Here is a 20,722-nt window from a genome sequence, read left to right as displayed (position 1 = left end):
CGTCGCGCACCTCGAGGCGATCGCCAAGGTCTCGACGGTCGAGACGGTCGTGGTCTGGTCGCGGAGCGCGTCGACGATCGACGCCTTCCGCAGGCAGGTCGAATGGGCCGAGGTCAGCGTCGTTGCTGCCTCGAGCGTGCAGGAGGCCGTGGAATCGAGCGACATCCTCTGCACCCTCACGCCGTCCGAGGTCCCGATCGTGCGCGGCGGCTGGTTCGGCCCCGGGCTCCACGTCAACGCCGTCGGCGCCCGGCCTCGCCCGACCCACCGCGAAGTCGACGCCGAGGCCATGCGGCGATCCCGCGTCGTCGTCGACAGCCTCGAAACGGCCCTCGCCAAGTCCGGCGACCTCCTCCTCGCCGTCGAGGAGGGGGCCATCGCCGCGGGGGACGTGGCCGGCGAACTCGGCCAGGTTCTGGTTGGAACGGTGGCTGGCCGCGAGAGCGACGACCAGATCACGCTCTTCAACTCGGTCGGCATCGGCCTTCAGGACCTCGCGATCGGCCGCATCCTGTACGACGCCGCCCTCGAACGGGGTCTCGGCCTGCACCTCGACCTCAGCAGCTGAATCCGGCTGCCCCAGCTATTCCCCGCCCACCCATCCCCCCGCTCTATATCAACGACGATAGGAAGGCCTCCAATGGCCCCGGAAAGCACCCGATCCCTCCTGGCCCGCATGGACGACATGCCGGTCGGGCGGCCCCACCTGAGACTCGCCCTCATCGGCGGCCTCGGCCTCATGTTCGACGGCATGGACGGCTCGCTCGTCTCCTACATCATGCCGATCATCCGCCCCCTATGGCACCTCGACGGCGCCCAGACGGGGCTCATCGGCAGCTCGCTGCTCATCGGCATCTTCATCGGCTCGATTGCCGCCGGCGTGCTCGGGGACCGGATCGGGCGCCGCCGCGTCATGATGTACGCGCTCGCGCTCTACGCGATTGCCTCGGCCGTCGCGGCGACCTCCCAGAACTGGGAATTCTTCTTCTCGATGCGCGTCATCGCGGGCATCGGGATCGGGGCCGAATCGGCGATCATCCCGACGTTCATCGCCGAGTTCATCCCCAAGGCCCGCCGAGGGCTCTTCGTGGGCGCCGTCGCGGGCTTCTTCGCCTTCGGCTACATCTGCGCGGCCTTCATCGGCACGACCCTCGTCGCCGGCCTCCACGACGGCTGGCGCATCAGCCAGCTGGTCACGGCGATCCCGATCCTCATGCTGCTGTGGTGGCGGCGTGCCCTTCCCGAGTCGCCGCGCTGGCTCCTCACTCGCGGCCGCGCCACCGAGGCGGCCGTCATCGTGGACGGGCTCGAGAACGGCAAGCTCGTGCGCGCGGCCCGCGGCCCGGTGGAAGCGCTCGGCGACACACCGCCGTCGTCCGCCCGCAGGCGGCCCACGCTCTTCCGCCACGCCGACCTGTGGAGGCACGGCAACGCGCGGCGAACGGCCGTGCTGTGGCTCCTCTGGATCGCGGTCACGTTCTCCTTCTACGGATTCTTCACGTGGATCCCGTCGCTCCTCGTGGGCCGCGGGATGCCCATCGCGAGCAGCTTCACCCTCTCGCTCATCATGACGATCGCCCAGATCCCCGGCTACTACAGCGCGTCCTACCTCAACGAGCGGTTCAGCCGCCGCATCACCATCGCGGCCTATCTCGCGGGCGGCGCGGTCTCGGCCCTGCTCCTCTCGCAGGCACCGTCCGAGGCGATGGTCGTCGTGTGGGGTTCGTGCCTCTCGTTCTTCATGAACGGCTGCTACGCGGGCCTCTACGCCTACACGCCCGAGGTCTACGGGACCGAGCTCCGTGCAACCGGCATGGGCACGGCGTCGGCCGTCGGGCGGATCGGCGGGATCGTCGCTCCGATCCTCATCGGCGTGGCGTTCTCGTCCCTCGGCTTCGCGGGCGTGTTCGCGATGATCATGGTCGTGCTCGGTGGGGCCGCCGTGGTCGTCCTCGCGCTCGGAATCTCGACGCGGGGGCGCTCACTCGAGGACATCGCCGCGGGCACGGCGGTCGCCGAGCCGGCCGGCGTCGTCGTCCGCGGAGGCAGCGCTGAGCGGGAAGCGAGCGGGGACCGTGGGCGTCCGTAGGGAGCCGGGCGCCGCCAAGACGCCCGCCGCCCTCGTGCTCCGGGACGCGCGGATCCTCGACCCGGTCACGGGCGACGTCGGGACGCCCCGCACGATCGTCACGCGGGGCGGGCGCATCGACGAGATCTCTGCCTCGACCCGCACCGTCCCCGATTCCGCCGAGATCTCGCTCGCAGGCCTGACCGTCCTGCCCGGCCTCATCGACGCCCATGTCCACGTGACCCAGGCCTCGGGCGACTTCGCGGAGATCCTCTCCTGGACGCCGAGCTACCACGCCGCCAGGTCGGCCCTCGTGATGCACGAGATGCTCCTGCGCGGCTTCACGATGGTGCGGGACATGGGCGGGGCGGACATGGGGCTCGCCCGCGCGGTCGAGGAGCGGCTCGTCACCGGACCGAGGCTCAAGGCCGGCGGGCCGATCTTCGCCCCCACTGGCGGGCACGCCCTCACGCGGGTGTGCGACGGGGAGGTCGAGCTCCGCCGAGCCCTCCGCGCCGAGTTCCGCGACGGCGCCGACCACGCGAAGCTCACGCTCTCGGGCGGCGTGGTCTCGAAGATGCGCATCGAGGCCCTCGCGTTCTCGGACGCCGAAGTGCTCGCGGCCGTGGACGAGGCGCACCTCGCCCACCGCTACATCGCGGCGCACGTCTACACGGCCGAGGCTGTTTCCCGGGCCCTCCGCCTCGGCGTGCGGACCGTTGAGCACGGAAACCTGCTCGACGACGAGTGCCTCGAGCTCTTTCGCGAGACCGGGGCCTACTACGTCCCGACGCTCGCCACGTATTGGGCGATCCTGTCCGGCCGGACCGGCCATGGGCTCGACGCGTCCAAGCGGGCCGCGGTCGAGGACATCTTCGAGCGCGGGCTCGAGTCCGTCTCGCGGGCCGCCGCGGCCGGGGTCAAGATCGGCTACGGCACCGATCTCCATGGCGAGGGCCTCGCGATCCAGCTCGAGGAGTTCGCGCTGCGGGCGCGGGTCCAGGAACCGCTCGACGTGATCCGTTCCGCGACGCTCGTCGGCGCGGAGATCGTGGGCGAGGAGGGGCGTGCGGGTGTCATCAGGGAAGGTGCCCGCGCCGATCTGATCGCGGTCGACGGCGACCCGCTCGCCGACATGGGGGTGCTCGCCGGAGGGGATTCGCTGAGGCTCATCGTGGCCGACGGCGATGTCGTCAGAGCCCCGTGACTTCGTCGCCGTGATCGCCTCTGCTTTCGCGTCCGTTTGTTCCGCCGCGAAACGTCGATTCGGCCCCACGCGCCGCGCTCCCGACCGGTTGGAAAAGTTCAACCGGACGGGAGCGCGGGCAGGCGGGACTAGGCGGAGCTAGGCGACGGCGGGGGCGGCAGCGGCCGCGCGCTCCTGCCCGGCTGCGGGCTCCCGGAACCCCCGGATCACGAGGAACAGCGCGAGGCTGACTTCCCATGCGAAGACCGGAATGGCGGCGAGCGCAGCGATGGGCGAGGCCTGCGGCAGGAGCCCGAACATCTGCGCCAGGCCCGAGGCGAACACGAGTGGGCCGCCGGCGAGCCCGAGGAGGGGAATGAAGCGCGGCACGAGCCCGGAGCGGAGTAGCACGGCTGCGAGCACCACGGTATTGACGCCGCAGACGAAGCTCGGCCCGATCAGGAACGTCCAGTTGTGCACCCCGGCGAGGGCTTGGATCAAGGCCGCATCCTGGACTCCGCCCGACTGAACGAGGCTGACCGCCGCCACGAGCGGCGTGACGCCGACCGCGATAATCGCCGCCTCGAGGGTGCGCAGCCCCGCGTAGCCGAGCGCCATTCCCTCGTTGACCCGCTTGATCACCGGGAAGAACGCGACCCCGGTGCCGACAATGGCGAGGCTGAGGACCACCTCGAGGAACCCTCCGGCCAGCGCTCGCCCGCTCGCGCCCGGACCCGCCAGATAGTCCGCGTAGGCGGTGCTCGTGAGCACGGGGCCGTAGAGCGCGAGCCCCGCGACCGACGTGACGTGGGTGGTGAGGTAGAGCGCGCCGATGACGATAGCGCTGCGCCGTGTGGGGGCCATGTCAATCCCGTTCCTTGTCCTAGGTGTACGGCGTACACCTCTCATGGACTGACGATAGGTGTACGACGTACACTTGTCAATCACGGTGTTGCAGGGTTCTAGGGAGTGGGTCGTGACGACGACGAACGACGGCGCGCAGCGGCAGCCGCTCAGCCGCGAGCGGGTGCTCCGCGCCGCCGTCGCCCTCGCCGATGAAGCAGGCCTCGAGGCCATCAGCATGCGCAAGCTGGCGCAGGCGCTAGGCGTGGTGCCGATGGCGCTCTACAAGCACCTGGCCAACAAGGAGGAGCTCCTCGACGGAATGGTCGACGCCGTTGTGAGCGAGATCGATCCCCCTCGGCAGGACGCGGACTGGAAGGCGGCCGTGCGACGGCGGATCCTGTCCGCCCGCGCGGTCATGCTGCGGCACCCGTGGGCGCGGCGCGTCATGGAGGCCCAGGCCGCCCCGACGCCGATCGTCCTCGCGTACACGGACTCGATGATCCGCACCTTTCTCGCGGGCGGAATCTCGGCTGACCTCGTGCACCACGTCATGCACGCGCTGGGCAGCCGGATCTTCGGGTTCACCCAAGAGCTCCACGAGACGAGCCCGACGGCGCCCGCGGACCTCACGCCCGAACAGGCGCAGTACATGATGGCCACGTTCCCCGGGATCGTGGCGGTCGCAACGAGCCGCGCCCACGACCCAGGCAGCGTCGTGGGCTCCGGCTGCGACGACCAGTTCGAGTTCGAATTCGGAATCGACCTCATGCTCGACGGCGTCGAGCGGCTTCGCCGCAGGGGCTGGCGGTCGAGCGACCACGATCGCGAGGCCGCCTCGGTCCTGTAGCCTTCAGGCCGTCTCCTTGGTCCTCACCGCCTCGAAGACCGTCGTGACCGGCGGCAAGGGATCGCTGAAGTCGATGCCGAAAGCCTCACCTGCCTGGCCCTTGAAGTAGCTCGCGAACTCGGACGCGTGGGCCGCGAACTGTCGGTTGGCTTCGGCAGGATCGGGCGCCTCGAAGTAGACGCTCGCGAAGTCGCCCATCGGGGTCGCGATGATGTACGCGCGATGCAGCGTGACCCCAAGATCGCGGTTGAGGGCCTCCCACCCTTCCTTCTGGGGGCCGGAAGTCTCTCCGCTGAGAGCGCGCAGCAGATCGGTCTTCCCCGGCTGGATCGGCACCGAGAACCCCAGGCCCGGATGCCGCGATCCGCCCGGCTCCGAATACTCGAGCCACTGCTCGGCCTCGGGAGTCGAAGCTTCCGCGACGTCGATGCCGTGGGCGTTCTTGATGTGCTCACGCAGCAGTTGCGCCACCTCGGAGGGGTCCTCGATCTGGCTTTGGAAGGAGCGTTCGATCGAGTCAGCCTCCTGATAGGTGGTGACCACGTCCCCCATGGGCGTCGTCATCTGGTACACGCGGACCAGGCTCAGGGTGCCGTTGGCCAGGAAGTCCTGCAGCCCAGGATGCTCGGCCAGCTTGGCGCCGATCTCGGCGGGTGCCGCCTCCTTGCCGGGAAGGACGGGAGAGGGGAATGCTAATGAACCCATTGTTCTTACCTCCGGTTCATCGATCCGTTGAGTCCGCCAGGCAGAGCGGGTGGCGGCGGGAACCTCGTGGGGTGCGGCGGGGTCTCAGCATCATTGCGCGCTCGGCGGGCGGTCCTGTCAACGCTTCGAGAGCCGAATCTGTGACCCGGACCACACCGCTGCAACCACGCCGCAACCGACAGACTCCTACGCTCGTCGCAACGCCGGCACCACCGGCCCCGCAAGGGAACCAGAGACAAAGGAGTCGCCATGACCGTCTACGCGCAGCCGGGCACCGAGGGCAGCAAGATCACCTTCAAGGACCGGTACGAGAACTTCATCGGCGGCGAGTGGGTGGCCCCGGTGGCGGGCCAGTACTTCGAGAACGTCACCCCGGTCACGGGGCAGGTGTTCTGCGAGGTCGCCCGTTCGCAGGCCGCGGACATCGAGCTCGCCCTCGACGCCGCGCACAAGGCCGCCCCGGGCTGGGGCAAGACCTCGGTCGCCGAGCGCGCGCTCATCCTCCACCGCATCGCGGACCGCATCGAGGAGAATCTCGAGCTGCTCGCCGTCGCCGAGACGTGGGACAACGGCAAGCCCGTCCGGGAGACGCTCGCCGCGGACCTGCCGCTCGCCGTCGACCATTTCCGCTACTACGCCGGGGCGATCCGCGCCCAGGAGGGCTCGCTCTCCCAGATCGACGAGACCACCACGGCGTACCACTTCCACGAGCCGCTCGGCGTCGTCGGCCAGATCATCCCCTGGAACTTCCCGCTGCTCATGGCCACGTGGAAGCTGGCCCCCGCGCTCGCGGCGGGCAACGCGGTGGTCCTCAAGCCCGCGGAGCAGACCCCGGCGAGCATCCTCGTCCTCGCCGAGCTGATCCAGGACCTCGTCCCCGCCGGCGTGCTCAACATCGTCAACGGCTTCGGGGTCGAGGCGGGCAAGCCGCTCGCGTCGAGCCCGCGCATCCGCAAGATCGCGTTCACGGGCGAGACGACCACGGGCCGCCTCATCATGCAGTACGCGTCGCAGAACCTCATCCCGGTCACGCTCGAGCTCGGCGGCAAGAGCCCGAACCTCTTCTTCAACGACGTCGCCGACGCCGACGACGCCTTCTACGACAAGGCCCAGGAGGGGTTCACGCTCTTCGCGCTCAACCAGGGCGAGGTGTGCACGTGCCCGTCGCGCGCCCTCGTCCAGGAGGGCATCTACGAGAAGTTCCTCGGCGACGTCGTCGAGCGCACCAGGAAGATCAAGCAGGGCAACCCGCTCGACACCGAGACGATGATCGGCGCGCAGGCCTCGAACGACCAGCTCGAGAAGATCCTCTCCTACATCGAGATCGGCAAGGCCGAGGGCGCGAAGGTCCTCACGGGCGGCAAGCGCGCCGAGCTCCCGGGCGACCTCGCGGGCGGCTTCTACGTCGAGCCGACCATCTTCGAGGGCACGAACACGATGCGGATCTTCCAGGAGGAGATCTTCGGCCCGGTCGTCTCGGTCGCGAAGTTCTCGGACTACGACGAGGCCCTCGAGATCGCCAACGACACCCTCTACGGCCTCGGCGCCGGTGTCTGGAGCCGCAACGGCAACGTCGCCTACCGCGCGGGCCGCGAGATCCAGGCCGGCCGCGTGTGGGTCAACAACTACCACGCGTACCCAGCGCACGCCGCGTTCGGCGGCTACAAGTCCTCCGGCATCGGCCGTGAGACCCACCTCATGATGCTCGAGCACTACCAGCAGACCAAGAACCTGCTGGTCAGCTACAGCGAGAACAAGCTCGGGTTCTTCTAAACCCCGCCTTCCCACCCAATGCCCGGGCGGCCCGAACTCACCTGCCGCGTCCAGCGCCAGGCGAGCGGACGACGGCGGGTGCGCGCCGCCGTCGTCCGTCCCGCCACCTGCCTGTCCCGCCGGCGTTCCTTCGCCGCCATCGCTCTGGCCGCCTCCTGATTCCGACCAACGTTGGGGGCCAAACCTCGAAATCCCGCGGCATGTCGCGCCGACACGCCGCCCCATGGCAGCGGATCACGGTCGGAATCTGCGTGCCCCGTCTCGACCACCACCCAACCCATGCAAAGGAGCATGACATGAGCGAAACCTTCAAAGCTGCCGTCGTCCACGCATTCGACCAGGAGCTCAGCGTCGACGAGCTCGAGATCCCCACGCCCGGCCCCGGGCAGGCGCTCGTGAAGCTCATCGCGAGCGGCGTGTGCCACACCGACCTCCACGCGGCGCAGGGCGACTGGCCCGTCAAGCCCAAGCTCCCGCTCGTGCCGGGGCATGAGGGCGTCGGCACAGTCGTCGCGCTCGGGGACGGCGTGACGGATCTTGCCGTCGGCGACGTTGTGGGCAACGCGTGGCTGTGGAGCGCGTGCGGAACGTGCGAATTCTGCCGCACCGGCTGGGAGACGCTGTGCGAGTCGCAGCAGAACGGCGGCTATGGCGTGGACGGCTCGTTCGGGCAGTACATGCTCGTCGACACGAAGTTCGCGGCGCGCATCCCCGAGGGCTCCGACCCGTACGAGATCGCACCCGTCCTCTGCGCCGGGGTCACGGTGTACAAGGGGCTCAAGCAGACGGAGGTGCGCCCGGGACAGTGGGTCGTGATCTCGGGGATCGGCGGGCTCGGGCACATCGCCGTCCAGTACGCCGTCGCGATGGGGATGCGCGTTGCCGCTGTGGACGTCGCCGATGAGAAGCTCGCCCTCGCCCGCAAGCACGGCGCGGAGGTGACGGTCAACGCGTTCGCCGAGGACCCGGCGCAGGCCGTTCAGGCGGCGACGGGCGGCGCGCACGGCGTCCTCGTGACCGCCGTCCACCCCGCCGCGTTCGGGCAGGCGATCGGGATGACGCGGCGCGGCGGAACGATCGTGTTCAATGGCCTCCCGCCGGGGGACTTTCCGGCGCCGATCTTCGACATCGTGCTCAAGGGCCTCACGATCCGCGGCTCGATCGTGGGGACGCGGCAGGACATGGTCGAGGCGCTAGAGTTCTACGCGCGCGGCCAGATCCACCCGACGTTCCACACGCGGGACCTCGAGGAGATCAACCAGGTCTTCGACGAGATGCACCACGCGAAGATCGACGGCCGCGTGGTGATCAAGTACTGATGGACACGTCTCGAGCCCCGGCGCTCAGCGCCCGGCCGGTGCGCCCGGGGGAGGACTTCTCCCGGGTCGCGCTGACCGCGGCGGCCGCGGAGCTGCTCGACGCGCTGTGGGAGCGGCATGGGGCGCTCATGTTCCACCAGTCAGGCGGCTGCTGCGACGGCTCCGCGCCCATGTGCTACCCCGCGGGGGAGTTCCTCACGGGCGACGCCGACGAGCAGCTCGGCATCTTCGACCTCCCAGGGCGCGGGCAACTGGGGTTCTGGATGTCCAAGGAGCAGTTCGCGTACTGGTCGCACACGCACCTCACGGTCGATGTCGTGACCGGCCGGGGGAGCGGGTTCTCGCTCGAGGCCCCGGAGGGCAAGCGCTTCCTCATCCGGAGCGAGATCCTCGACATCCCGTAGGGACGGGACCTCGCAAAGAGACGGACGGGACCCCGCACCACGATCGAGTGTTGCGGGGTCCCTGGCGCCCCGTTGCGGGGTCTCTGGCGGATCTCTACTTCGAGCCGCGGACCCTGTTGCCGAGCTCGTGGATCGGCGTGCGGAACGTCTCGCGCGCCCAGATGGCGCCGATGAGCGCGAGGACCGAGGAGCCCGCCACGATCCAGGCGGCCGGGCCCCAGTTGGACGGGACGCTCCCGACCAGCGCGGTGCCGAGCAGCGGCGTGAAGCCGGCGCACAGGATGCCGATCTGGAGGCCGATCGCCATGCCGGAGTAGCGGACGCGGACGTTGAAGAGCTCCGCGAACCAGGCCGGGTAGATGGCGTTCGACATCGCGTAGGTGCCGGCGGTGATGAGCGTGCTCGTGAGGAAGACGAGCGGAACGTTCTTCGTCGAGATCGACGAGAAGTAGATGAAGATCAGGATGCCCGAGCCGATGATGCCGGAGATGAAGAGCGGCTTCCGGCCGAAGCGGTCGGCGAGCATCGCCGCGAGGGGCTGCGTGGCGATCGCGACGACGTTGCCGAGGATGCTCACCCACAGCATGGTCGACGTCGGGATGCCCACCGAGACGGCGTACGCGAGTCCGAAGGACTGCATGAACGTGTTCGTCACGGTCTCGAAGGACATGAGGGCGACCTGGAGGAACTGCGGAGTGTGCGTCTTGAACATGTCCGCGACGGGCAGCTTCACGAGGTCGTGCTGCTCGGCCTTCTCCTCGAAGACCTCGGGCTCCTCGAGCGAGCGGCGCACTACATAGGCCACGATGAGCACGATGATCGAGCTCCAGAACGGGACGCGCCAGCCCCACGCGAGGCGGTCGGCCTCGCTCATCGCGGCCACCGGGAGGAACACGAGCGAAGCGAGCACGATGCCCGTGGAGATGCCGCTCATCGAGAACGAGGGGAAGAACGCGCGGCGGCCCACGGGCGATTCCTCCATGGTCAGCGCGGAGGCGCCTGCGGTCTCCGCCCCAGCCGAGAGGCCCTGGAGGAGGCGCAGCACCACGAGGAGGATCGGCGCGACGTAGCCGGCGGCGTGGAAGTCCGGGAGCGCGCCGATGAGGAACGTCGCCCCGCCCATGAGCACGAGCGTGAGGACGAGGGTGTTCTTGCGTCCGATGCGATCGCCCAAGTGACCGAAGACGACGGCGCCGAACGGCCGGGCCACGTAGGCCACGCCAAACGTAGCGAAGGATGAGATGAGGGCGACCGTCGGGTTGCCCGAGGGGAAGAAGATCTTCGAGAACACGAGCGACGCCGCTGTCGCGTAGACGAAGAAGTCGTAGTACTCGAGGGCGCCGCCGAGGAAGGCCGCAAGGGCCGCCTTGCGGGCGCGCTTGAGGCGGCGCGCCTGCTCCTCGAGGGTCGTGACGTCGGGATCGACGATCCCGCTGAACTTGGCCATGGCTCGCCTTTCGGTGCGGACAGGTGGGGTGCGAAACGGAGAAACGGGGCTTCAGCCCACGAGGGCTGGGGCGGGCGCGGTGCTTGCGCGCACGATGAGGTCTCCCGAGAGGTGGACCGTGTTGGCCGGGCGGGCCGGATCGGCGATCCGCTCGGTCAGCAGGCGGAGGGCAACGGCGCCCCCGCGTTCGTAGGGGGTGTTGACGGTGGTCAACGCGGGGCGAGAGGCGGACGCGAGCCAGATGTCGTCGAAGCCGATGACGCTCATGTCGCTTCCCGCCTTGACCCCGCGGTCCGCGAGGCGGTTGATGCAGCCGAACGCCATGAGATCGTTGTGCGCGATAACGGCGGTGACCGGCTCCGCGAGGACGAGGTCCGCGGCGCGCACGCCGGCGGCGTACGTGGGCTCCGCGTGCGTGAGCACGACGAGCGTGCAGCCGAGGTGGTCGGCGGCTTCCTCCGCGGCGGCGAGGCGCACCCGGCTCGAGTAGTTGTCCTCCCGGCTCGCGAGGTACGCGATGCTGCGGTGGCCGAGCGCGGCAAGGTGCTCGACAGCTTGCCGCGCGCCTTCAGGAGCCGAAAGGACGACGGCGGGAAGGCCCTCCGCGACGTGGTTGATGAGGACCACGGGGGAGACGGCGTCGAGCGCGCGGAGGCGCTCGGCATCCATGCGAGGGGCGAAGACGAGCGCGCCGTCGACGCGCCCGATGATCCGCTCAAGCTCCTCGGCGTCAGCCTCGGGATCGTCCTCGCCGTCGACGACGAGCAGCGAGAACGATTGGCGGCGGCACGCAGCCTGGATCGCCTTCACGAGCGGCGGGTAGTAGGGGTTGGCGATGTCCGGGATGAACAGCGCGATGGTTCCGGTGGCCTCGGCCTTCGGCGGAGCCGGGTTGTAGCCGAGCTCGGTGGCGACGGCGAGGATGCGCTCTCGGGTCTCGGCGTTGACCGAATCGGGGCGAGTGAACGAGCGCGACACGGTGGACTTCGAGACGCCGGCTGCCTGAGCGATTTCGGCAATGGTCGTCATCGGAACCTCCTTGTTCGGCCGTTCGAGCTGTGGCCGCCATCACAGCGACCTCACCAGAGTGACAGCGTTTCTGCAACAAGTCAATCCGTTGCTGCAACGTCCGAGTGACGCTCTCGTGCTCTCGCTGCGCAGGTCCACCGAATCCAAGGACCCGCGCGCGCGGGCATGGGACGGACCACTCCACGCGCCATACGCTCGTCCCATGTCTGAATTCCGCCATCTGGACGTTGAAATCGCCGTGCCGCCGCGCGCCGTCGTCAATTTCGCAGGCGACCCGGCGAACCTGCCGCGCTGGGCCGCGGGGCTCGCCGCGGGCATCGAGAACGACGGCGGGCGCTGGCTCGCGCAGTCGCCTATGGGCGCCGTCGAGGTTCGGTTTGTGGGCGACGCGAGCGCCGGCATCCTCGACCACGAGGTGATCCTTCCCGGCGGCGAGGCGGTGCTCAACCAGTTCAGGATTCTTCGGGACGGCGAGCACAGCCTCGCGGTCTTCCATCTGCGCCGCGCCCCGGGAATCACGGACGCAGCCTTCGAGGCGGACGCCGCCGCGGTGCAGCGAGACCTCGAGACTCTGCGCGAGATTCTCGACGACACGCGAGTTGCTGGACGGCTGGATCACAGCGCAGCAGACTGACTACACGAGCCGCTTGAGTGCTTGCCGTTGAAAGGACAGTCAATGTTCGATCCCTTGGTTTACGTCCCCATTCTTGTGACTCTAGTGGGCGTAGTCGTCGCCGTTGCCGTCGTGAGGCTGCTCATCAAATTGATGTGGAAGGTGGCGGAACCGAACGAGGCGCTGATCATTTCCGGCCTGACCCGGGGAAGCGTGGACACTAGGGATGGGATGGACTTCAAAATCGTCACCGGGAAGGGCGCCCTGGTAGTTCCCGGGCTCCAAACGGTGAGGACTTTGTCCCTGACACTGAACGAAACAGAGCTCCAGGTCAACTGCGTGACCTCGCAAGGTATTCAGGTGATTGTGGAGGGCGTGGTGATCTACAAAATCGGTGACGCTGCGCCTTTCATCGCCAATGCCGCGAGGAGGTTCCTCGGCCAACAGCCCAAAATGGAAAGCCAAGTCTACAACGTCTTTGAGGGTCATCTGCGCTCGATCATTGGCAGCATGACCATGGAAGAAATCATCCGTGAGCGCGACAAACTCGCGTCCTTGGTCCGCAGCGCCAGCGGCACGGAAATGGAAAAGCTCGGCCTCGTGGTTGATTCCCTCCAAATAAAAGATCTTCAGGACCCCACGGGCTACATCCAGAACCTCGCCAAACCACATATTGCCCAGGTCAAGATGGAGGCCCGGATCGCCGAGGCCACGAGGAATCGCGAAGCCGCGGAAAAGGAGGCCGAAGCCGCGGCGCAGATTGCCGATGCCCAGAGCCTTTCCGCGATCAGGCAATCGGCGGCCCAGGCCAATGCGGAGACTGCCCGGGCCAACGCTGCCCAAGCCGGTCCGCTGGCCGATGCCACGGCGCGGCAGAAAGTCGTCGTCCAGGAAACTGAGGTAGCGAAGCTGGAGGCCGACCGCGAGGAGCAGAAGCTGCAGACGTCCGTTCGCAAGCCCGCCGATGCCAAGGCCTACGCCCTTCGCACGGAGGCGGAAGCCCAAAAGGCTGCGGACATCAGCGCCTCCGAGGCACGGGCACGCCGCACGGAACTCGAGGCCCAGGCGAATGCCCGCAAGGTGGAGGTCGAAGCGCAGGCCAACGCCAACGCTGCGGCGGCCATCGCGGGGGCCACAAAGATCACCGGTGAAGCCGAGGCGGCAGCCACGAAGGCTCGCGGTGATGCCGCGGCCTCCGCTGTGAAGGCGAAGTCATTGGCGGAGGCAGACGGCATCAAGGCCCGCGCTGAGGCGCTCGGGACCAACCAGGAAGCGGTGATCTCCCAGCAGCTTGCGGAGAACATGCCTGCGATTGTGGCGGCGGCTGCCGAGCCCTTTGCTCATGTTGATCAACTGACGGTCCTGAATGGCGGAGAAGGGCTCAATAGCATGGTGGGCGGGATTCTGGCCCAAGTAGGCAACTTCCTGCCTTCGATCACCGGGGCGCTCAAGAATGGCAAAGTGACGCCGTCGCGTCCCACCAAGGCTCCCGATGCGTAACGAACCCGATGCACAAGGACGTTGACCGTAGCCTAACCGGCAAGATTGGACGGGTGACCGGGCGGATCGGGCCGGGCACGGTCGGAGAGGTCATGTTGCCTTTCCGTGGTGGCACGAGCGCCTTCCACGCGCACCCGTTCGACAAGACCAGTGTGTTCAATGTGGGGGACGAGGTGCTGGTCATCTACTACGAGCCGCCGCAGACGGTTTTCGTTGAAGAGCTGCCGGACGTGCTGAGGGAAGCTCAATAAACAGCTGAGGGCAGCTGGATGGCCGCCCTCAGCCCATTGCCCGGTGGAAGTCGGCCTCAACTCGCCAGGTGCGCTTTCAGGTACTCATTCCGCTGGCGGATGAGTTTCGGCATGTAGCGCTTGAGCACGACTGCCTCTGCGATCGCGCCGAGGGGGCCGAGCGGGGCCGCGAATTCGACGACGTCGCGCATCACTGTGCCGCTCGCGCCGTCGTTCTCGAAATAGTGGGCGTGATGCCAGCGCTTAAATGGCCCGTGCACCTGCTCGTCAACGAAGAAGTTGGGTGGCTCGCACGCGGTGATCAGAACGCGCATCCGCCATTGGATCCCGAAGTGAGTCGCCCGCCATGTCACCGAGTCGCCGAGCTTCAGCTGGCCGGCGGTAACGCCGCCGACCACGTGTTCCCCCGAATCGGCCATGGAGCCGAGGTGGGTCTCGACGTCGAGGGAGGCTTCGAAGACGCGTTCCGGCGGAGCAGCCAGGCGCGTGACGATTTCAAACCGCTTCACTACGTGGCCTCAGGACGGCGACGAGACGGAAAGGCCTAGATCTCGGGCGGCCTCGGCCATCCGGATGTCGTAGGTAACCACATGCTCGACCCCGATCCGGATCGCCGCGGCCAGGTGGAGGGCGTCGAGGGAGCGAAGGTTCCGGCCACCGAGGAGCCCAGCCTCCTGGAACAAGGAGACGGGGATCTCATAGAGCCCGACGCCTTCGAGGAACCCGGAGACATCGCTTTGATTGATGCTCGGGTCCCGGTGGACTGCACGTCGAAGTTCGGTCTCCAAAAGGAAGCACGCGACCAGGTCGGGTTCAGTCGCGTCGATAGCGGCGGCGAGAGCTGCTGACTCCGATTCCTCGATGAGGAGTTTGAGAGCCGCCGAGGTGTCAAGGTACCAGCGCCTCACCGCTCGCCCCGGATCTCGTCTAGGGTCGCCCGGGTGGGTATGCCGCTGACGGCGCGCTTCTGCAGCGAGTAGGTAGGGTGTTTTCTGGCAGGGCGGAGGCAGTGCATATCAGACGTGTCGACGAGGGGTGAGATGGTGGCGATCGGTACGCCACGTCGGGTCACCGTGTAGGTCTCGCCCGCTTCGACGCCGCGCATCACTTCAGCATTGTCGTTCCGCAGTTCACGCTGGCTGATCGTCTTCACCGACCAATCGTAGCACTTCGTAGCACATCAGCCAGCGAAGGCCCACCCCACGCGCCCTTTCCGACCAGGAACGCAGCAGCGCCGCCAGGCTCGCCCGCCGGAGCGGGCAAATCTGACGGCGCCGCCGCAGGAACAAGGGCTACTGCGCGGTGGCGACCTTCGGCGCGGCCGACGCCGCGTGGATGGCCTCCGCCTCGGCGTCGATCTGCGCGAGGGTCTTGTGCGCGGTCTCCTTGGCGGTGAGCGCCGCGCCGGCCGCGATGAGGCACGCGACGATCGTGAACCACGCCACGGGAACCCAGCCGTCGGCGCCCTTGCCAGCGATCGCCGCCGTGATGGTCGGCGCGAAGCCCGCGATAGCGAAGCCCACCTGGGTTCCGATGGCCATGCCGGAGAGGCGGACCTTGGTGGGGAACATCTCGGAGAAGAACGCCGGGAAGATCCCGTTCTCGGCCATGTAGAGGATGCCGGACATGAGGATCGCGACGCCGAAGATGGCCGCGTAGTTCCCGCTCACGATCGCCGGCATGTAGAGGAACATGGCAGAGCCCGAGCCGAGGACGCCAATGATGAACACGGGCTTGCGGCCGATCTTGTCCGCGAGGAGGGCCCAGAGCGGGATGGTGACGAGCGAAAGCAGGTTCGTCGTGACGCCGACCCAGAGCATGATGCCCTTGTCGAGGTGGACCGTGCTCGTCGCGAACGCGAGGGCGTACACGCCGTAGATGGTCGAGACCGTCGAGACGAGTGCGCAGAGCGCCACGCGGATCACGGCCTTCCAGTGGTGTCGGAACAGGATCGCGAGCGGCGCCTTGGCGACTTCCTGGGTCGCGGCCTCCTCCTTGAAGACGGGCGTCTCGGTGAGGCGGGCACGGATGATGAGGCCGGCGATCACCACGAGAGCGGAGATCCAGAACGGGACGCGCCAGCCCCACGAGAGCAGCTGGTCGTTCGGGAGCGCGGAGACCGGAATGAAGACGGCGGCCGCGATGACCTGGCCGAACTGCGTGCCGGCGAGCGTGAAGCTCGTGAAGAAGCCGCGGCGGTTCTCGGGAGAGTGCTCGAGCGACATCGACGTGCCGCCGGACTGCTCGCCGGAGGCGGAGAAGCCCTGGAGGAGGCGGAGCGCCACGAGGAAGACCGGGGCCCAGACGCCGATCTGCGCGTACGTGGGCAGGCAGCCTACGAGGAACGTCGAGACGCCCATGAGCAGAACGGTGCCGATGAGCACGTTCTTGCGGCCGAACTTGTCCCCCCAGTGGCCCATGAAGAACGCGCCGATGGGCCGGGCCACGTAGCCGACGCCGAACGTCGCCATGGAGAGCAGGATGTCCACGCCGGGCGCCGCGTTCGGGAAGAAGATCTTGTTGAACACGAGGGCGGCGGCGGTGCCGTAGATGAAGAAGTCGTAGTACTCGAGGGCACTTCCCACCCAGCTCGCGATTGCGGCGCGAACCGGGGTCTTCTGCGGGGCAGCGGATGCTGTGGTCATGGGGATTCCTTCAGTTCTGCGTCGATGCAGCGGGGGCGGACGGGGTTTGGGTGGGTTGGGTTCGTGCGGATGGGGTTCGGACGGGCGGGGCGGGCACCTCAACGAGGCCGCCCGTCCGGGCGGCCTCGAGGACGGATTCGACGACGCGGAGGGACTGGAGTCCGTCCCGTCCGGTGACGAGCGGCTCGGCTTCTCCGCGTACGACGGCGGCGAAGTGCGCGAGCTGTGCGGCGAGCGGATCGTGGCGCTCGACGGCGGCGGTGCGGCTTTCGAAGGGCTCCCACCACGAGGCATCGCCGGCGTAGGTGCGGAGGCGCATCGTGGGGATGCCCAGCGAGCCGCGGGTGCCGGCGATGAGGTAGCAGTCCTCGTCGTCGGCGTGTGAATAGGCCGGGTTCTCGCGCGAGGTCTGCTCCCATGAGGACACCGCGGCCGCGGCGTCGGAGAGCATGAACGTCCCCAGCGCCCCGTTCGCGAACGTGAGCGTCATCGCGACCGTGTCCTCGACCTCGAAGCCGCGCGCGGCGCTCGACGCGGTGGCCTGCACCCGCACGATCTCCCCGCACAGGGCGCGCAGGCCGTCCGCCTCGTGGATGAGGTTGATGAGGATCGGCCCGCCGCCCGGCTGCTTTCGCCAGGGCCCGACGTCGAAGTAGTCGTCCGGCTTGCGGAACAGCGCGGTGCCGACGACGGCGACCACCGCTCCCAGCCCGCCCTCGCCGATGATCCGGCCCGCCTCTGCGAGGAGCGGGCTGTGCCTCCGGTGGTGTCCCACGAGGAGCGGAACGCCCGCGGCCTCGGCAGCAGCGACGAGCCGCTCGGCGTCGTCGGCCGTTTCGGCGATGGGCTTCTCGACGAGGACGGGGACGCCGGCCTCGACGCACTCGAGTCCGCCGGACACATGGAAGCGGTTGGGGGTCGCGAGGATCACGCCGTCCGGGCGCTGGGCCGCGAAGAGCTCGGTGAGGCTCCCGAAGAGGGGAACGCCGTACCGATCGGCGACCTCGCGGGAGGCCGGGGCGGGATCGACGATGCCGCTGAGCTCGGTCTCCGAGTTGTCGGCGATGCGGCCGATGTGCTCCTGGCCGATCAATCCGGACCCGGCGACGGCGATCCGTACACAGCGTCGTGTGGTCATGGCTCCTGCTTGCTGGTCGGTGCGATTCGAAACATAACCGCATCGTGGAAGTCGCTTTCGCGATACAAACGATGATCCTGTGCCTTGGCTCACAAGTCAAGAACTATTTCCACAATCTGGCGAACGTTGCCACAATGTGGAAACTGTGCCACTATCGACGTATGACCTCGATCACCGGCGATGAGATCCTCACCGAGAAGCCAGCTAAGGCAGGCATCGGAAAAACCGACATGGTCGGCAAGGCCCTGAGCCTGCTCGTCATGCTCGGCGACGCCCCGGGCGCCACGACGGCGGCGGATCTCTCGCGCCGCGCGGACCTGCCGTTCAGCACGGCCTACCGGCTCCTCCAGTCCCTGCAGCGCGCCGGGTTCGTGGACTTCGAGCCCGAGGGGAAGAAGTACAGCCTCGGCCTGCGCGTCTTCCAGCTCGGCCTCTACGTCTCCAACAGCCTCGGCTACGCGGGCACGGCCACTCCCGTGCTCACGCGGCTCACCGAGAAGACCCAGGAAGCGAGCATTCTCGCCGTCCAGGACGAGGATCGCTTCCTCACGGTCGCGAAGGTCGACGGCCCCAAGGCCTTCCGCGTCACGAGCGATCCCGGCTACCGCGGCTACCTGCACTGCTCGGCGGTCGGGAAGGCGCTCGTCGCGTTCGCGGAACCGGGGGAGAGCGCGAAGCTCGTCGACACGCTCGAGCTCGTGCCGGTCGCACCCAAGTCGATCACGGACCGCGATGAGTTCCGCGCCGAGATCGAACGCATCCGGACACTGGGCTACGCGCTCATGGACGAGGAGAACGAGGTGGGCATGCGCGCCGTCGCCGTGCCCGTGCTCGACCACGACGGGCGCGCGATCGCGGCGGGCTCCGCCGTCGTCGGGAAGTGGCTGCTCGTGGGGCGCATCCGCACCAGCGAACACCCGCTGTGGAGTTCGTTCGTGTGGCGCAACGAGGTCGTGGACGCGTTCGTCGAGATGGTCGCGGCGCCGTGGTTTGCACGCGCCGCCGCGGGAACGCCCGCGCTCGTCTGGTGGCTGCGCCTACTCGGGGCACGGATTGGCCGCGGCGCGTGGTGCGAGAGCTACTGGCTCCCGGAGGCGGACCTCGTGGCACTCGGCCCCGGGTCGACGGTCAACCGCGGCTGCGTGATTCAGACCCACCTCTTCCACGACCGGATCATGAGCATCGACGCCGTGAACCTCGGCCAGGGAGCCACGATCGGCCCGCACGGGGTCATCCTGCCCGGCGCGAGCATCGACTCGGGGGCCACGGTGGGCCCCGCGTCGCTCGTGATGCGCGGCGAGGGCATCCCGGCGGGAACGTATTGGCGGGGCAACCCCGTGGCGCCGTGGCGCGAGCCGGAGGTACCCACCCGGTGAGCCCGAAGAACGGCAAGTCCCACCACAGCAAGGCGCTCCCCGATCCCTACACCCCCGGTCACGGCACCGACGAGTATCGCGTGACGCATTACGACCTCGACCTCGACCTCAAGCTCGGGAGCAACCGCCTGGCGGGCCGCGCCCGGATCAAGGCTGAGGCGCGCGAGAAGCTCGACGCCGTGACGCTGAGCCTCGCGGGCCTCCGCGCCACGAAGGTGACCGTGGACGGCGCGAAGCCGGCGAAGCTGGCCCAGCGCGGCGATCAGCTCGTCGTGGCCGTGCGCCCCGCGATCCCGAAGGGCGCCCGCTTCGAGCTCGACGTCCGCTACGAGGGCACGCCCCGGCCCGTGCGGGGGCCGTGGGGCGAGGTCGGCTGGGAGGAGCTCGACGACGGCGTGCTCGTGGCAGGGCAGCCGGTCGGCGCCCCGACGTGGTTCCCGTGCAACGACCACGCGAGCCAGAAGGCGCCGTTCCGCATCACGGTGACGGCGGACGCGGGGTACCGCGCGATCTCGAACGGCCTCCTCGTGGGCCACCGAAGGCGCTCGAGCCGCGAGACGTGGGTCTACGAGCAGCTCGAGCCCATGGCGCCCTACCTCGCGACGCTCCTGATCGGCCGCTATCAGGAGATCGAGCTCGGCAAGCTGCCGAACCGCGGCTCCGGCCGCGTGCGGGTCTTCGCGAACGTGTCGCCGAAGCTCCGGGGCGAGGCCGCTTCGGGGCTCAGGGACCAAGTGAAGATGGTCAAGCTGTTCTCGGAGCTGTTCGGCCCCTACCCGTTCCGCGACTACACGGTCGTCGTGACGGAGGACGAGCTCGAGATCCCGCTCGAGGCCCAGAGCCTCTCGATCATGGGCCGCAATCACCTGCGGCGCACGTGGGAGGCGCAGCGGCTGCTCGCGCACGAGCTCGCGCACCAGTGGTTCGGGAACTCCGTGACCGTGCGGCGCTGGGAGGACATCTGGCTGCACGAGGGCTTCGCGTGCTATGCCGAGTGGCTGTGGAGCGACGCGGCGGGCCTCGCGTCTGCGAAGGAACGCGCCTCGACGGCGTGGAAGTACCTCGCGAGCCTTCCCGAGGACCTCCGCATCGGCGCACCGGGCCCGCACCTCATGTTCGACGATCGCGTCTACAAGCGCGGCGCGCTCGCGCTGCACGCCGTGCGCCGCGCGGTGGGCGACGACCGGTTCTTCCGCTCGCTTCGGGCGTTCGCGTCCGAGCGACGCCACGGGCAGGCCTCGACGGCCGAGTTCATCGAGCTCCTCGACCGCGTGTGCGCGGGGGCCCGGAAGTTCGACGCCGCTAGCGTGCTCCGCCCCTGGCTCTACGCCGAGAAGCTTCCGCCGCTTCCGAAATAGCCGGCACCGAGGCTACTGAAACGGCGGCGACGAAGCCCGGGGGCAAGCCGAGCGCCCGCGTGTCGACGTCGTCGACCCGGCCGTCCCCGAGCGTCTCGACGGCGGCAGGGTCCGAGCGCAGGCCCGTGCCGAGCGCCTTGAGCAGGGCCTCCTTGCGCGCCCAGAGCCGTGCGGCCTCCGCGGGCACATCCGGCACCGACAACAGACGACGGCGCTC

Annotated in this window: 22 protein-coding genes and 1 pseudogene; 13 read left to right on the top strand and 10 right to left on the bottom strand. The window is 68.6% G+C overall.

Annotated elements, in window-relative coordinates; translation table 11 throughout:
* The 3 genes from ACLN58_RS06955 to ACLN58_RS06945 all read left to right on the top strand — a co-directional run.
* A partial coding sequence (locus ACLN58_RS06955) for an ornithine cyclodeaminase family protein (protein ID WP_415854537.1) occupies positions 1 to 568 on the top strand: 568 nt, incomplete at its 5' end.
* Positions 569 to 640: 72 nt separating this feature from the next.
* Positions 641 to 2,089: an MFS transporter gene (locus ACLN58_RS06950; protein WP_415854536.1), complete on the top strand. Its 1,449-nt coding sequence runs from the start codon at positions 641 to 643 to the stop codon at positions 2,087 to 2,089.
* Positions 2,076 to 3,275, top strand: a complete 1,200-nt coding sequence (locus ACLN58_RS06945; protein WP_415854535.1) for an amidohydrolase family protein — start codon at positions 2,076 to 2,078, stop codon at positions 3,273 to 3,275. The genes ACLN58_RS06950 and ACLN58_RS06945 overlap by 14 nt, the downstream gene beginning before the upstream one ends.
* Positions 3,276 to 3,413: 138 nt before the next feature.
* On the opposite strand, the gene ACLN58_RS06940 is transcribed toward ACLN58_RS06945, so the two are convergent.
* Positions 3,414 to 4,118, bottom strand: coding sequence for a DUF4386 domain-containing protein (locus ACLN58_RS06940; protein ID WP_415854534.1), 705 nt, complete (start codon positions 4,116 to 4,118; stop codon positions 3,414 to 3,416).
* A 112-nt stretch (positions 4,119 to 4,230) separates the two neighbouring features.
* On the opposite strand from ACLN58_RS06940, the gene ACLN58_RS06935 reads away from it, so the two are divergent.
* Positions 4,231 to 4,947 carry a TetR/AcrR family transcriptional regulator gene (locus tag ACLN58_RS06935; RefSeq protein ID WP_415854533.1) on the top strand — a complete coding sequence of 239 codons (717 nt, stop codon included), beginning with the start codon at positions 4,231 to 4,233 and terminating at the stop codon, positions 4,945 to 4,947.
* Between the two features lie 3 nt (positions 4,948 to 4,950).
* Here ACLN58_RS06935 and ACLN58_RS06930 read toward each other — a convergent pair whose 3' ends face one another.
* Complete coding sequence (locus tag ACLN58_RS06930) at positions 4,951 to 5,652, bottom strand: hypothetical protein (RefSeq protein WP_415854532.1); 702 nt, start codon at positions 5,650 to 5,652, stop codon at positions 4,951 to 4,953.
* 249 nt (positions 5,653 to 5,901) lie between these two features.
* Here ACLN58_RS06930 and adh point away from each other — a divergent pair, with 249 nt between their 5' ends.
* The 3 genes from adh to ACLN58_RS06915 all read left to right on the top strand — a co-directional run bounded on the left by adh (position 5,902) and on the right by ACLN58_RS06915 (position 9,148).
* The gene (gene adh, locus ACLN58_RS06925) at positions 5,902 to 7,425 is read left to right on the top strand and encodes an aldehyde dehydrogenase (protein WP_415854531.1); all 1,524 of its coding nucleotides are present in this window, start codon (positions 5,902 to 5,904) and stop codon (positions 7,423 to 7,425) included.
* Between the two features lie 296 nt (positions 7,426 to 7,721).
* Positions 7,722 to 8,744 carry an alcohol dehydrogenase AdhP gene (adhP, locus tag ACLN58_RS06920; protein ID WP_415854530.1) on the top strand — a complete coding sequence of 341 codons (1,023 nt, stop codon included), beginning with the start codon at positions 7,722 to 7,724 and terminating at the stop codon, positions 8,742 to 8,744.
* Positions 8,744 to 9,148, top strand: a complete 405-nt coding sequence (locus tag ACLN58_RS06915) for a DUF779 domain-containing protein (protein ID WP_415854529.1) — start codon at positions 8,744 to 8,746, stop codon at positions 9,146 to 9,148. The genes adhP and ACLN58_RS06915 overlap by 1 nt, the downstream gene beginning before the upstream one ends.
* 94 nt (positions 9,149 to 9,242) lie before the next feature.
* Here the strand turns inward: ACLN58_RS06915 and ACLN58_RS06910 are convergent, their stop codons facing one another.
* Positions 9,243 to 10,595: an MFS transporter gene (locus tag ACLN58_RS06910; protein WP_415854528.1), complete on the bottom strand. Its 1,353-nt coding sequence runs from the start codon at positions 10,593 to 10,595 to the stop codon at positions 9,243 to 9,245.
* Positions 10,596 to 10,646: 51 nt separating this feature from the next.
* Entirely contained in the window at positions 10,647 to 11,624 is a 978-nt protein-coding gene (locus ACLN58_RS06905) for a LacI family DNA-binding transcriptional regulator (RefSeq protein ID WP_415854527.1), read from the bottom strand.
* A 202-nt stretch (positions 11,625 to 11,826) separates the two neighbouring features.
* On the opposite strand from ACLN58_RS06905, the gene ACLN58_RS06900 reads away from it, so the two are divergent.
* From ACLN58_RS06900 to ACLN58_RS06890, 3 genes are read left to right on the top strand one after another with little or no spacing between them, the layout of a single operon-like run.
* Positions 11,827 to 12,258: an SRPBCC family protein gene (locus ACLN58_RS06900; protein WP_415854526.1), complete on the top strand. Its 432-nt coding sequence runs from the start codon at positions 11,827 to 11,829 to the stop codon at positions 12,256 to 12,258.
* Positions 12,259 to 12,300: 42 nt separating this feature from the next.
* The gene (locus ACLN58_RS06895) at positions 12,301 to 13,737 is read left to right on the top strand and encodes a flotillin family protein (RefSeq protein WP_415854525.1); all 1,437 of its coding nucleotides are present in this window, start codon (positions 12,301 to 12,303) and stop codon (positions 13,735 to 13,737) included.
* 8 nt (positions 13,738 to 13,745) lie between these two features.
* The gene (locus ACLN58_RS06890) at positions 13,746 to 13,988 is read left to right on the top strand and encodes a hypothetical protein (protein WP_415854524.1); all 243 of its coding nucleotides are present in this window, start codon (positions 13,746 to 13,748) and stop codon (positions 13,986 to 13,988) included.
* 56 nt (positions 13,989 to 14,044) lie between these two features.
* Here ACLN58_RS06890 and ACLN58_RS06885 read toward each other — a convergent pair whose 3' ends face one another.
* From ACLN58_RS06885 to ACLN58_RS06865, 5 genes are all read right to left on the bottom strand, one after another.
* Positions 14,045 to 14,497: an SRPBCC family protein gene (locus ACLN58_RS06885; RefSeq protein ID WP_415854523.1), complete on the bottom strand. Its 453-nt coding sequence runs from the start codon at positions 14,495 to 14,497 to the stop codon at positions 14,045 to 14,047.
* A 9-nt stretch (positions 14,498 to 14,506) separates the two neighbouring features.
* Entirely contained in the window at positions 14,507 to 14,896 is a 390-nt protein-coding gene (locus tag ACLN58_RS06880) for a type II toxin-antitoxin system VapC family toxin (RefSeq protein WP_415854522.1), read from the bottom strand.
* The gene (locus ACLN58_RS06875) at positions 14,893 to 15,141 is read right to left on the bottom strand and encodes a type II toxin-antitoxin system Phd/YefM family antitoxin (protein WP_415854521.1); all 249 of its coding nucleotides are present in this window, start codon (positions 15,139 to 15,141) and stop codon (positions 14,893 to 14,895) included. Before ACLN58_RS06875 ends, ACLN58_RS06880 begins: the two co-directional genes overlap by 4 nt.
* Positions 15,142 to 15,280: 139 nt before the next feature.
* Positions 15,281 to 16,633, bottom strand: coding sequence for an MFS transporter (locus tag ACLN58_RS06870; protein ID WP_415854520.1), 1,353 nt, complete (start codon positions 16,631 to 16,633; stop codon positions 15,281 to 15,283).
* Positions 16,634 to 16,643: 10 nt separating this feature from the next.
* Positions 16,644 to 17,771, bottom strand: coding sequence for a Gfo/Idh/MocA family protein (locus ACLN58_RS06865; RefSeq protein ID WP_415854519.1), 1,128 nt, complete (start codon positions 17,769 to 17,771; stop codon positions 16,644 to 16,646).
* A 71-nt stretch (positions 17,772 to 17,842) separates the two neighbouring features.
* On the opposite strand from ACLN58_RS06865, the pseudogene ACLN58_RS06860 reads away from it, so the two are divergent.
* The 3 genes and pseudogenes from ACLN58_RS06860 to ACLN58_RS06850 all read left to right on the top strand — a co-directional run.
* Positions 17,843 to 18,154, top strand: a pseudogene (locus tag ACLN58_RS06860) (helix-turn-helix domain-containing protein); the annotation flags it as partial.
* Positions 18,143 to 19,147, top strand: coding sequence for an IclR family transcriptional regulator C-terminal domain-containing protein (locus tag ACLN58_RS06855; protein ID WP_415854538.1), 1,005 nt, complete (start codon positions 18,143 to 18,145; stop codon positions 19,145 to 19,147). The pseudogene ACLN58_RS06860 and the gene ACLN58_RS06855, both read left to right, overlap by 12 nt.
* Positions 19,144 to 20,505, top strand: coding sequence for a M1 family metallopeptidase (locus ACLN58_RS06850; protein ID WP_415854518.1), 1,362 nt, complete (start codon positions 19,144 to 19,146; stop codon positions 20,503 to 20,505). The genes ACLN58_RS06855 and ACLN58_RS06850 overlap by 4 nt, the downstream gene beginning before the upstream one ends.
* Here the strand turns inward: ACLN58_RS06850 and ACLN58_RS06845 are convergent.
* Positions 20,450 to 20,722 (bottom strand): 4'-phosphopantetheinyl transferase superfamily protein (locus ACLN58_RS06845; protein ID WP_415854517.1); only part of this gene is annotated, 273 nt, incomplete at its 5' end. The genes ACLN58_RS06850 and ACLN58_RS06845 overlap by 56 nt on opposite strands.

This window comes from Sinomonas sp. G460-2 (genome assembly GCF_047759905.1).
GTDB lineage: Bacteria > Actinomycetota > Actinomycetes > Actinomycetales > Micrococcaceae > Sinomonas.
This window is presented reverse-complemented; position numbering and strand designations above follow the sequence as displayed.

Bases quoted from the DNA above. Each gene is read 5' to 3' on its own strand.
- ACLN58_RS06930 (WP_415854532.1), bottom strand. From the start codon at position 5,652: ATGGGTTCATTAGCATTCCCCTCTCCCGTCCTTCCCGGCAAGGAGGCG.
- ACLN58_RS06870 (WP_415854520.1), bottom strand. From the start codon at position 16,633: ATGACCACAGCATCCGCTGCCCCGCAGAAGACCCCGGTTCGCGCCGCA.
- ACLN58_RS06905 (WP_415854527.1), bottom strand. From the start codon at position 11,624: ATGACGACCATTGCCGAAATCGCTCAGGCAGCCGGCGTCTCGAAGTCC.
- ACLN58_RS06890 (WP_415854524.1), top strand. From the start codon at position 13,746: ATGCACAAGGACGTTGACCGTAGCCTAACCGGCAAGATTGGACGGGTG.
- adh (WP_415854531.1), top strand. From the start codon at position 5,902: ATGACCGTCTACGCGCAGCCGGGCACCGAGGGCAGCAAGATCACCTTC.
- ACLN58_RS06915 (WP_415854529.1), top strand. From the start codon at position 8,744: ATGGACACGTCTCGAGCCCCGGCGCTCAGCGCCCGGCCGGTGCGCCCG.
- ACLN58_RS06895 (WP_415854525.1), top strand. From the start codon at position 12,301: ATGTTCGATCCCTTGGTTTACGTCCCCATTCTTGTGACTCTAGTGGGC.
- ACLN58_RS06910 (WP_415854528.1), bottom strand. From the start codon at position 10,595: ATGGCCAAGTTCAGCGGGATCGTCGATCCCGACGTCACGACCCTCGAG.
- adhP (WP_415854530.1), top strand. From the start codon at position 7,722: ATGAGCGAAACCTTCAAAGCTGCCGTCGTCCACGCATTCGACCAGGAG.
- ACLN58_RS06865 (WP_415854519.1), bottom strand. From the start codon at position 17,771: ATGACCACACGACGCTGTGTACGGATCGCCGTCGCCGGGTCCGGATTG.
- ACLN58_RS06900 (WP_415854526.1), top strand. From the start codon at position 11,827: ATGTCTGAATTCCGCCATCTGGACGTTGAAATCGCCGTGCCGCCGCGC.
- ACLN58_RS06940 (WP_415854534.1), bottom strand. From the start codon at position 4,118: ATGGCCCCCACACGGCGCAGCGCTATCGTCATCGGCGCGCTCTACCTC.
- ACLN58_RS06950 (WP_415854536.1), top strand. From the start codon at position 641: ATGGCCCCGGAAAGCACCCGATCCCTCCTGGCCCGCATGGACGACATG.